The organism is Megasphaera indica (assembly GCF_046614755.1).
GTDB lineage: Bacteria > Bacillota > Negativicutes > Veillonellales > Megasphaeraceae > Megasphaera > Megasphaera intestinihominis.
Genome location: NZ_JBKKJR010000067.1, coordinates 1 through 307, shown reverse-complemented (window position 1 = coordinate 307; position 307 = coordinate 1). Strand labels below are relative to the sequence as shown.

Sequence of the window (307 nt, the reverse complement as noted above, 5' to 3'; positions counted from 1 at the left end):
TCTGCGGGTCAAAGGTTACTTGCACCTCACCGCAGCTTATCGCAGCTTATCGCGTCCTTCTTCGGCTGATATGGCCAAGGCATCCGCCGTACGCCCTTACTTACTTGACTAGTTATGACGTTCATCGCAGTTCGTTCATCGTTCATCGAATCACTTCGACCAACGACCTACGGCCTACGACAAACGGCTCTATTCTAAGGTTCGTTAAGATCTCTTTTTAAAAAGAGGTATTTTCTAACATTTTTATGCAGTTGTCAAGGTACGATGATAAAAAAGTTTGGTGGAGATGAGGAGAATCGAACTCCTG

1 rRNA gene is annotated in these 307 nt (G+C 45.3%); it reads right to left on the bottom strand.

The annotated features are described in order from the left end of the window. Positions 1-110: ribosomal RNA gene (locus ACFCTO_RS12205) — 23S ribosomal RNA — on the bottom strand; the annotation flags it as partial. Positions 111-307: the final 197 nt, after the last annotated feature.